Source organism: Streptomyces sp. NPDC002265, assembly GCF_040296125.1.
Classification (GTDB): Bacteria; Actinomycetota; Actinomycetes; order Streptomycetales; family Streptomycetaceae; genus Streptomyces.
Genome location: NZ_JBEOWS010000351.1, coordinates 1 through 9,934, shown reverse-complemented (window position 1 = coordinate 9,934; position 9,934 = coordinate 1). Strand labels below are relative to the sequence as shown.

General features: G+C 69.5%; 13 protein-coding genes. 3 read left to right on the top strand and 10 right to left on the bottom strand.

The features are described 5' to 3' along the window. Window positions 1-91: 91 nt before the first annotated feature. Complete coding sequence (locus ABT085_RS38460) at window positions 92-253, bottom strand: transposase family protein (RefSeq protein ID WP_351619179.1); 162 nt, start codon at window positions 251-253, stop codon at window positions 92-94. 259 nt (window positions 254-512) lie between these two features. Here ABT085_RS38460 and ABT085_RS38455 point away from each other — a divergent pair, with 259 nt between their 5' ends. Continuing rightward, window positions 513-836 carry a DUF2231 domain-containing protein gene (locus ABT085_RS38455; protein ID WP_351619173.1) on the top strand — a complete coding sequence of 108 codons (324 nt, stop codon included), beginning with the start codon at window positions 513-515 and terminating at the stop codon, window positions 834-836. Window positions 837-1,328: 492 nt separating this feature from the next. Here ABT085_RS38455 and ABT085_RS38450 read toward each other — a convergent pair whose 3' ends face one another. Next, window positions 1,329-1,802: a hemerythrin domain-containing protein gene (locus tag ABT085_RS38450; RefSeq protein WP_351619166.1), complete on the bottom strand. Its 474-nt coding sequence runs from the start codon at window positions 1,800-1,802 to the stop codon at window positions 1,329-1,331. Window positions 1,803-2,010: 208 nt separating this feature from the next. On the opposite strand from ABT085_RS38450, the gene ABT085_RS38445 reads away from it, so the two are divergent. Then, on the top strand, window positions 2,011-2,442 hold the full coding sequence (locus tag ABT085_RS38445; protein WP_351619164.1) for a hypothetical protein: 432 nt from the start codon (window positions 2,011-2,013) through the stop codon (window positions 2,440-2,442). A gap of 74 nt (window positions 2,443-2,516) precedes the next feature. Here the strand turns inward: ABT085_RS38445 and ABT085_RS38440 are convergent, their stop codons facing one another. From ABT085_RS38440 to ABT085_RS38400, 8 genes are all read right to left on the bottom strand, one after another. After that, entirely contained in the window at window positions 2,517-3,203 is a 687-nt protein-coding gene (locus tag ABT085_RS38440; RefSeq protein ID WP_351619161.1) for a GAF and ANTAR domain-containing protein, read from the bottom strand. A 717-nt stretch (window positions 3,204-3,920) separates the two neighbouring features. After that, on the bottom strand, window positions 3,921-4,493 hold the full coding sequence (locus tag ABT085_RS38430; protein ID WP_351619155.1) for a hypothetical protein: 573 nt from the start codon (window positions 4,491-4,493) through the stop codon (window positions 3,921-3,923). A gap of 288 nt (window positions 4,494-4,781) precedes the next feature. Then, window positions 4,782-5,315, bottom strand: a complete 534-nt coding sequence (locus ABT085_RS38425) for a lamin tail domain-containing protein (protein ID WP_351619153.1) — start codon at window positions 5,313-5,315, stop codon at window positions 4,782-4,784. 479 nt (window positions 5,316-5,794) lie between these two features. Then, window positions 5,795-6,082, bottom strand: coding sequence for a hypothetical protein (locus ABT085_RS38420; RefSeq protein ID WP_351619151.1), 288 nt, complete (start codon window positions 6,080-6,082; stop codon window positions 5,795-5,797). Between the two features lie 66 nt (window positions 6,083-6,148). Beyond that, window positions 6,149-6,364, bottom strand: coding sequence for a hypothetical protein (locus ABT085_RS38415; RefSeq protein ID WP_351619148.1), 216 nt, complete (start codon window positions 6,362-6,364; stop codon window positions 6,149-6,151). 91 nt (window positions 6,365-6,455) lie between these two features. Beyond that, on the bottom strand, window positions 6,456-7,676 hold the full coding sequence (locus ABT085_RS38410) for a PP2C family protein-serine/threonine phosphatase (protein WP_351619146.1): 1,221 nt from the start codon (window positions 7,674-7,676) through the stop codon (window positions 6,456-6,458). Window positions 7,677-7,793: 117 nt separating this feature from the next. Continuing rightward, entirely contained in the window at window positions 7,794-8,258 is a 465-nt protein-coding gene (locus ABT085_RS38405; RefSeq protein WP_351619143.1) for a DUF6292 family protein, read from the bottom strand. Between the two features lie 30 nt (window positions 8,259-8,288). Further along, window positions 8,289-9,299, bottom strand: coding sequence for a DNA polymerase Y family protein (locus ABT085_RS38400; RefSeq protein WP_502982914.1), 1,011 nt, complete (start codon window positions 9,297-9,299; stop codon window positions 8,289-8,291). Window positions 9,300-9,388: 89 nt separating this feature from the next. Between ABT085_RS38400 and ABT085_RS38395 the strand changes: the two genes are divergently transcribed. Beyond that, window positions 9,389-9,805 carry a DUF6233 domain-containing protein gene (locus tag ABT085_RS38395; protein ID WP_351619141.1) on the top strand — a complete coding sequence of 139 codons (417 nt, stop codon included), beginning with the start codon at window positions 9,389-9,391 and terminating at the stop codon, window positions 9,803-9,805. The last annotated feature ends 129 nt before the right edge of the window (window positions 9,806-9,934 follow it).

Below are 9,934 nucleotides of genomic sequence, written 5' to 3'. Positions count from 1 at the left end.
GCCCGCCGAATACGAAGTCAACTACTACCTGACGGCCACGAAACGCCTGGTCACAGCCACAACCTAGAGTCTCCGGACAACCCGGTGCGGTTCACTGGCGCCCGCACGAAATGACCGGGCAGAGGAACCTGCGGACACGCAGGCAGAGGACGACCTGTCTGCCACCGCTGGGCACATCAGCGGGGAATCGCAGGTAGGAGCTGTGAATCCGCCGTGACCAGCTTCCACAGCCAGGGCAATCGGACCCGGCCACCGTGCTCTGTGCCTCGATGCGTACCGCCTCGTCGTTCACGTCGACCGACAGCACAGCCACGTCCGCGATCGACGGGAACAGTAACTCCTCCAACCGGAGCACTACTTCTTCCACGGGCCGAACTGTCAGCCACGCAGCATTGGGGACGGATCATTTTCAGGCGGCTTCCCAAGGACCCGCCCGCCCGACGAACGTCACTCAGCGTGGTGATCCACGGAAAGTGAGCCAGAACCCGTTCTCGTGAACAAAGCCAGCCACTGTGTTGGACGTCCTACCAGCGACGCAACGGGCGGCAACGTCTCTCACGGCCGTCGGACTGGCCGGGGTGGCCCCCGCGGCGCTCGCTGGCTGGGCGGACTGGGCGGACCTGCCGCCCGAGCAGGCCCGGGTCGGTCTGGTCCACGCAATCTCCAACGTGGCCGCAGTGGCCTGCTACGCCGCGGCCCTGACGGCACGCCTGCGCGGCCGTTCCAAGAGAGGAACACTCTGGTCGTTGGGCGGCCTCACGGCCGTCGCCGTCAGCGGTGCGCTGGGCGGCCACGTAAGCTACCGGCAGTCCGTGGGAGCGTGTCCAGCGACCTGAGCGGACTCGGCAGACCTCATGCCCAGTCAGAGATGCCGTACTCAAGGGCTGGAGCTTCGAACTGCATGGCCCCGTCGGTGCCTGCTGCTGGCTGCGGCGATTGGCGGCCGGCGACATGTCCCCGCGGCGCGGCTGGCCCGACCTCATGGCTGCTCCGCACCGACATTGCGGGCGGGGGCAGCGGACGAATTCCGGTCCGTGTGGCGCTGTGTTCGGGAATGGATGCAGCGGGTCGATGCCGCCGCCGCACAACACGGTAGCCCGGTCCCAAGCCGCAGGCTGACGAGTGAGAGCCCGCGAATCGGAGTGATAACGGGCCTCCAACTGTCAGGCATGTACAGGGAAAGCGCTGCGTGATGATGCCTGTGGGCAACGACGATCGCTGCCCACAGGGCCTCCACTGCGGCAGCTCGTATGCGGCAGGGCTGCCCTTGGGTCCTTCTTCCTTCTTGCTGCGCGAGCTGGCCACCCGACAGGGGAAATGAGCCGCGGCTACTGGTCGGCGCTGGGAACGGCCAGCGGGTCGTCCGGGGACTTCTGCTTCGCCTTCTCCATCTGTTCGCCGAGGTCAGTGAGGCGGTTGCGGCCCATGGCCTTGCGGACTTCGGGGAACCACTCTTTCTCTTCTTCCTCGACGTGGTGGCGCACGTTCTCGATGAGGACGGTCATCTTGGCGTCGAACCGCTCGTCGGCTGGATCGAGGTCCTTGAGCTCGGAAAGCATCCACAGCACGACGTGGTGCTCCTCAACGCCTTCCAGGACGTGATCCTTGGTGTCCGGCGCGGCTTCCCGGGCAGCGGGGTAGAAGATTTCCTCCTCGATCCAGGTGTGGGCGGTGAGCTCCTCGATCACCTGGTCGGCGATCTTCCGCTTCTCGGCGTGGGCATTTTCGCCGGCCTTCTCGAACTGTTTGAACAGCTTCTCGACCGTCCTGTGGTCTTCCTTGAGCAGCACGATCCCGTCCACCGTGATCTCCCTTACGTCCGTCATCGGGCGAAGCGGGTCTTCCGCCCTGACGCCGTGTACCCGATACACGGATAGGGAGTCCGTTCACTGCGGAGTTGTGGCCCTGACAGGCGAGCCTCCTAGCCCGAACGCCCGAACCCCTCAGATGACGGGCTTCAGAGCAGCGCAACAGTCTGGCCGCCGCCTCTCTGCGGGCACAGCCGTTACCGTGAGACGTCCCTGCCGCCGGGGATGCGGTTTCTGTCGTTCGCGGCGCGCCGCGAAGCCGGCCGGGAAGGCCGCCGCCCCCAAGGCCGTCCGCGCACGCCGACGCGGGCAGGAAGAGCGGCTGGAGCGCGCCCGGCAGCAGGCTGTGGCCGCGGATGAGGAACTGCATGACCGCGAGGGCGAGTTGGGGGTGGCCGAACAGGAACAGCGCCGGGCGCAGGAAGAGCAGCAGCGGGCCGAAGAGCGCGTCACGCCCCTGTCCGGGCAGCTGCGGGACGCCGAACGCCATCAGCAGCAAGCCCGGGAGCAGGTCCGCGCCGTCCGCGACCGTGTCCGGGCCGCCGACCGGAGCGTGCGCGAGGCCCGGCGTCGCGCCGAGGACGCCGCGGCTCATGTCCGCAAACTGGCGGAACAGTCCCGGGCTCAAGCCTGAGGCGGCCCAGCCCAGCGAGACATCGCCAGCCGGTCCAGGCTTCTGCGAGCCGACAAGCCGCTGCCGGCCGTGAGTCAGAAGGTGCCCTGTTCGCAGATGCGGCGGGCGACCTCACGGAGTTTGACGTTCTCCTGCTGCGAGTAGCGGCGCAGTACGTCGAAGGCTTCTTCTTCGGTGAGGTGGCGGGCGCCCATGAGGATGCCCATGGCCTCGCCGATGGTGTGGCGGGTGGTGATGGCCTGTTCCATCTGGGCGTGGGTGCGGGCGGCGGAGAAGGCGACCGCGGCATGGGAGGCCAGCAGCCAGCCGGCCGTCTCATTGGTGGCGGTGAACGTGCCGGGTTCGCGGGAGTAGAGGTTCAGGGCGCCGAAATCCTGCTCCTCCGTGTACAGCAGGAAGCCCATCATGCTGCCCACCCCGAGCTTGTGGGCCAGGGGGGCGTAGGCGGGCCAGCGCTGGTGTTCGACGGTGAGGTCGGCGATGCGGAAGACCCGCTCGCCGTGCGAGCTGCGGGCGGCGTCGAAGCAGGGGCCTTCCCTCAGGCGTTCCTGGAGCTCGTCGCTGTCGACGACCAGCTGGTCGGTGGAGGCGAGGCTCTCGACGTGGCCGTCGTGGAGCACGAGGATGCCGGCCGCGTCGCAGCCGCCGACCAGCCCGGTGGCCGACGCCGTGATCCGTTCCAGGGTGGCCGCCACCGAGTCCTGTGCAAGCAGATCCCGTGCCATCGACGCCATCTGCTGCGCGAAGTGACCCCAGTCCACCGCGTTCTCCCTCTCCTCCCGCCCGGACCAGTTTTCTACCCCAGCCTTCCACGGCACCGCCCTGCGGCAGGAACGGAAGTGCAGGCCATGGGGGTGACTCCTGCAGCCGTAGGCGGACGTAGGCTCGAAGAGCGGAGGCCACAGGGGACGTGATGGGTCGCTGGGGTACTTGGCCACGGCTTCCCCCGAGCCGCGAACTGTCGGCCAGGAGCCCGGGCCTCCGCCGGAGAGCCCGACCCGCTACGCGCAGGCCGGGCTCGCCTGCAGCGTGAGCGGCTGCCCCGTCAAGACCAGACCCGGCGGCCGTGAAGATCAGCTGACCCCCTCGTCAGAGGCACCCGGGCCCTGCCGTCCGGTCACAGCGCAGGGCACACTCGAGCGTCGAGCCCGCTGCCGGGCGCCTGCCCGGTGCGCCACCAGCAACGCGAGCAGATCGTGCGCCTCCTCCAACGTCAGCACAGCCAGACGCCGCGCCGTCTCCGCGATCGGCGCAAACAGGGTGCAGTCCCCATCAAGCGAGTCGTATTCGTCCATGGCCAGGCAACGCACCCGTCGGGCTCAAGATCACGCCCACCCTCGGGGTTGGCACGCCGAGGTTAGACAGCACTTCGACGTCGGTTCGAAAGCCGCCTGGCTGCCGGCACGAGCCCAATTGGTTCACGAGGAGCGACAGCACCGGCCTGCTGTCAGCATCGCCCAGGAGACCGAAGCCGGAGGTCATACCTTGAACGGGCCGGTCGCGGGGGCTACGCATTTGTCGACGACGGTCTTCTCACCGGCCGCCGAGCCGTCCAGGCAGAGCCGTCCGCCCTGGTCGCGCAGATCGAGAAAGAACCGTGTGGTCGTACCGGACTGCTCAAGTCCGTGGATACGCCCGTCGATGTAGCCGAGACCGTTCAGGATCGCCCTGACCTTGGCGGGGGTGGGATCCGCCAGATCCCACAGCGCCCGGGCGATGCGCTCTTCATGAAGGTTGCCCGCGCACCAGTCACGAGCGTTCAACTCCACCTCCGGCCCCGCCGTGGGAGCGATCGGCTCCATCGCATCGCTCGGCGCCGTCTCCCCGGACGGCAACGCCTGCGCCGGACCGGTCGGCGGCGCCTTGGGCGCAGCGCTCGGGGGACACTGCTGCGCGACCTTGTTCAGCATCTGGGTGAAGGCCGCGCCGGGCCCAACCCCAGCACTGGCACTGGCACTGGCAGCAGAGCTGCTCTGCGCTGCACCGACGCCTGACTTCTCGGTGCCGCAGGCAGCGAGCGCCAGCACGGCAAGAGTCGCCATCGCGAGCATGGGCGGCAGACGGCGAGGGAAGCGGGTGGCCGTGCAGGTCGGGGCGAGAGTTCGTCTCATGCGCCCAGTCTGCGATCAAGCCTCCGCCTCCACGTGAGTACGCGTACTCACGTGAGCAGGGGTACTCGCTCAACTTCGATAAGACGTGAGCACACTTCAGCGAAAGGCCGTGCAGACACACGAAAGCGGTGGTGCGCTCCTCACCGGGAAGGAGCGCACCATCTGCAAGGGGTATCGGGATGAGGGGTCTGGGCCGGTGTCGGCGGCCGCAGGCTCCTGCAGCCTGGGTCAGCGGCGGTAGTCGCCGCGGTGGCCGTGCCAGCCGCCATCGCGGTGGTCCCAGCCGCCGTCGCGGTGGTGGCGGCCCCAGGACTCCTCATCGACGAAGCGGCCGCGGTCGTTGCGCAGGGTCGCGGTGTCGTAGTCGTTGTTCCACACGTACCAGCGGCGGTCCTGGTAGAGGTCGGTGCGGGTGTCGCGGCCCTCACCGGTGTGGATCCGGACCGTGGCCCGGCCGGCCAGGCGGTAGCCGTCGAAGGTGTAGGTGTGGCCGGACTCGTCCTTAAGCGTCCAGCCGTCCAGATTCACCGCGTGGCGCGTGGTGTTGGTGAGTTCCACCCACTCCTGGTTCAGCGAGCGGTTGGAGCGGTCATCACGTCCCGGGGAGTCGTACTGGACAGCCGAGATCTCCACCCTCGACCAGCCGTCGGGGCGCCCGTGTCCGGCCGCGGACGCCGGCAGCGCCACCGCCCCGACCACAGCGCCCGCCGCGAGCGCGGCAGCAGCCAGACGACGAGCAGAAACAGAAACGAAAGCGGACATGAGTCCCCCTGTGGTGCAGGCACCCCACCCCAGACGCGTCCCCTTTCGGGGCCGGCGCGGGAGCTGGTGCGGTGTGCGGGTTCCGTGGCCCGTTCGGCCACACCCACACCCTGCCCACCACACACGCCAGTTGAGATGGATACGCGCCTTGTGTTACCTGTTGCCCATATTTCCGTGACACTTAGATGCATCACTCACGCACGTTGCCCCTACCCGCAGCCGACGCCGCACCAGACCGTGAACCCGCGCGAGAGTTGAGCAGCACGGCTCGATCACCACTCCGCACCGCGCCGGCACGGACCGGGCCGTCACTCGAAAGTGAGTAACAGCCGCGACGACAGGAGCTGCCCCGCAGGTCCTGAGCGGACACGGACCCGACGGACCGGCCGCCTATCGACGGACCCCTGCCAGTACGCCCCAGGCCGCACGGCGGACAAACTCCCCTGGACTGCCCGGCGCACCGACCGGGTGCGACGCGCTTACGCTGCAGCCGGCTCCGGCTGTGGATGCCAGGCCTCGGTCCGTACGGCGGCCTCGATGTCGAAGCGCGGCTTGCCCTGTTCCCGGGCATGGTCGGTGACGGCGGCCTGGACCGTGCCAGCCAGCTCCCGCCAGTGCTGCCAGGCCGCCTGGTACTCCTCGGTCTGCTGCGCCGACCAGGTCGTCGCGGTAGGGCGGCCATAAGCGTCTTGCAGTTCCAGGACCCGGCTGTGCGCCTCGTCGGCTGCCCGCTGCATCTCCACCAGTTCATCGAATGTGTGTGCCACGTCGAGGGATCCTACGTCGCCTGCAGCACGGAAAACGGGAGCGCCATGACCGCCGCCACCCGCGTCCTACAGGGCGGTTTCTCCCTGTGCCGTCCAGCTGCGCAGCACCCGCTCGCGGCCGTCTGTTCTCGCGATGAGGCGGACCGTGACCTGCGGATCTTTGCTGTAGAGCCCGACCCACTGCGTGTACCGGTCCTGAGCCGGCTTCAGCCGCGCCCACTCGCCCTCCACGACCGGGCCGTCGGTCTGGAACTGCAGTCGGGCGAGGAACCTGGTGCCCATGGTGTGAAGCCTTCCCTGCAGGTCCCGGCTGCGCCTTTGACGACCAGAGCGGCGGCCCCACACAAGATCAGCTGAATCCAGCCGTCAGGGGCTACTGTGCAGCCGTATCGGCGGATCCCCGCTGGCTTGCGTCGTTGGTGTCCGGGTGCCATTCGGCCAGGACGATGGTGGCATCGTCCTGCAGCCGGCCGTGGTGGTGGTCGAGGATGGCATGGATGAGGCGGCGCAGAGCCTCGGGGGCGGGTTCGCCGGCGGCGAGCGCACGGGTGACGAAATCGACGAGCTGGTCCTCACCGAAGCATCGGCCGGTGGCGGAGCGTGCCTCGGTCACGCCGTCGGTATGGATCAGGACGCGGTCGCCGGGTTCCAGCTGGGCCCAGTGCACGGTCCGGGTGGGCTGGTAGCCCGGACCGAGACCCAGCGGCAGCTCGCCATGGGCTTCCAGCACCCCCGGGACGACGTGGTGGGCACGGATCAGGAGCGGCGGCGGGTGGCCAGCGTTGATCCAGGACAGTTGCCCTGTGTCGAGGTCGAGGTGCGCGAAGACGCCGGTGAGCAGGCCGCCGGGCCGCCACCGGTGCAGGTCTTCGTCGATCTGATCGGTGATGTCGGTCAGAGTGCCGCCTGCACGGCGGGTGGCCCGGCAGCCGGCCAGAGCGACAGCGGAGGCCAGTCCCGCAGCCAGGTCGTGACCCATCGCGTCGACCACGGTCAGGTGCAGCCGTCCGTCGTCCAGGCCATGGTCGAAGGCGTCCCCGCCGATATCGTAGGCGGGCTCCAGCGCGGCGCTGGAGGTGACCTTGTCGGTGCCCAGGGTGCGCGGAGGCAGGAACGCCCAGACCATTTCCGCCGCGGTGGTCATCGGGCGCCGGCGGGCGGTGCGGCTGAACAGGTCGCTGAACCCGCTCTTGGAGACGATGGTCATCGCGGTCACCGTGGCCAGCTGCGTGGCGCCGTCCAGCAGAGCGGGGGTGAGCTGCTCAGCGGTGACGCGTAGTACGCCGATCCGGGCGATGCCGTCGACCAGAGGCAGCCACACCACCAGCGGTCGGCGGCGCGACAGCCGCAGCGACATGGTCCGGTAGGCCCATCCGGCCACCGTCCCCTCGACCGCCAGGGCGGCGTCGTCCTGGCCCCCGGCGTGGGGCAGGGGCACCAGCTGGTCTTCCTGCACGTCCGCCAGGTAGATGACTGCCGACGCCATTCCCAGCCGCTGGGCCGCGGCGTCGACCAGCTGCGGTACCTGCAGCGGGGAGGCGACGTGCGAGTGCTCCAGAAACAAGGCCAGCGCGGCACCCAGTTCCTCCGCCATCACTCACCGACCCTCTCACCGTTTCGGCCCCCTTCTTCCAGTCTGAGACCGCTCGCCTCGCTGCGTGGCCTGCCGGGGTACGGCACGTCCGCGGAACCGGATCGGGATTCCAAGGGGTCAGCCGACAGTGTGTCTGCGCCATACACGGAATGCCTTGATCGCGGCCCGTGTCTGTGCCGCGTGCTCCCACTCGGCGCTGTACTCGCCGTGCGGCCGGCGCCAGACGCGCACCAGCCGGTCGGCCACCTCGGCGACGTCTTCGGGGGTGGCGAAGGCGTGGTGCAGGGCGTCGACGTGGCGGGGCGGCCCGGTGGCCCGGGCGCCGGGGCCGATCAGGGCGTAGGCCCAGCCGGTCTCCTCATGCCAGTGCAGGCGTATGCCGCCGCCTCCGGCGGTGCGGCTCACATCCCAGGCCAGCACCATGTACATCCGCTCGCCGCGCTCGCGCCCGGTGTGGTCTGCCCGGACCGTTCCGGGCGGGATGTCGCGGCGGGTGAGGGCCTCGTCGACGGCCTGGACGTAGGGCCAGTGCGGCAGGTCCTGCGGCCACGTCGGGATCAGTCCCGGCGGATCCAGCAGCACGATCTCCACCTCCCGGGTGCGTCAGCCGGGTCAGGAAGCGCGCCGGTACAGGGCGGCCGGGCCGACGGCCCGGGCACCGAACCGGTCACGGATGCGGCCCATGGCGTTCTCGGCCACCAGCCGTGTCTCGCGGACGGCGTCGAGGCTGATCTGTTCGGCCACCCGGCCGGCGTCGAGGAGGTCCTCGCCTCTGAGGGCGAGTCCTGTCAGGCGGCCGCGCTGCAGGGCAGCCGCGTCCATCAGCCGGTAGGCCAGCACACGCAGGTCGTCGTCATGGGCGCAGGGCGCCAGCAGGCGGCGTGTCCTCTCCCACGCGGTGCCGCCTGCAAACCGCAGCGTCAGTGTCAGAGCCTGGGCTGCCTGCCCTCGGCGGCGCAGGAGCTGTCCGAGCTGGACGACCAGGCCGAGCAGCGCGGAGCGCACCTCGCTGCCGCCAAGGGTGTGCCGGGAGAAGGTACAACGCACGGAAGCGGACGCGGGAAGAGCGCGGGGGGCGACGGGGCGTGGGTCGATGCCGCGGGCCCTGTCGCAGGCCAGGCGGCCGGCGCGGCCGCCCAGCAGTCTTTGTACGGTGGCCGGGGTGACGGCGGCCAGCAGACCGACCCGGTCGATGCCGTAGTCACGCAGGGTTGCGGCCTGGCGCGCCCCGATGCCGTGCAGAGCCTCGACCGGCAAAGGCTCCAGCCAGGCGGTCACCTGCTCGGGACTGATGTCCAGGACGCCTCCGGGCTCTGGGACCTGCGCGGAGGCGGTGGCCGCGACGGTGATCGACGGCCCGATCCCGACCCGGACGTCCGAGCCCAGCCGGGAGAGGGTACGCACCCGCAGGATCTCGCCCAGCCGGTGCGCGCCCACACCGTGGTAGCGGACCGACCCCTTCAGCTCCACCAGGGCCGCGGACGGCGGCAGCGCCTGCACCACCGGCGACAGCTGCGCGAGCTGCTCCAGCATTTGCCGGTACATCTCCTCCGGCAGCCGGTCCGGGCAGCGCACATGCATCACCGTCGACACCTCAGCCTCCCTCATTGCTCCCGCAGTCATCCCGGACACCTCCCACCCCCACGTTATCGAACAGAAAATCGAACACGCGAGGGCGCGAATATGTGGATCATGAACGTAGAATCAAAAATATGTTCGATTACCTGCCGTCTGACCTGGACCGTCTGCAGACCCTGCGGGTCTGGCACGCCCTGTGGCTGCAGCGCATCGACGCGAAGATCGCAGCCGTTCAGCAGCGGCAGGCAGAGGAGAACCGCGGTCGCCGCAGCCGGCCCGTGCCGCCGGAATGGATCGTCGAACTCGGCATCGGAAACGGCCGCCCGCCCCTCGAGGTGCACTCCGGCGACTGCCTCATGGCCGGCAAACGGCGGCGCCCCGTCGGCCGCGACGAAGCCCGCCGCCTGCTCGCCGCGGGACTGCCCGCCTGCAGCCACTGCCAGCCGGACGTGACGCTGGGCATCACCGGCTTATCCGCGGACAGCAGGCGGCGTCAGTTCTGCGACGGGACGCGCGGCAATCTCCCGCGCCAGCCGGTCCGCCTGCACTGACAGGCTCCCGCCCTCCTGCGATGGCCTGGCAACGTACCCGTCGGATTCAAAGTCACGCCCAACTTGGATTCACACGCGCACCCTTACCCGGCAGCAGAACACGCGAGGCTCCGCCGGGATGGTCCCGGC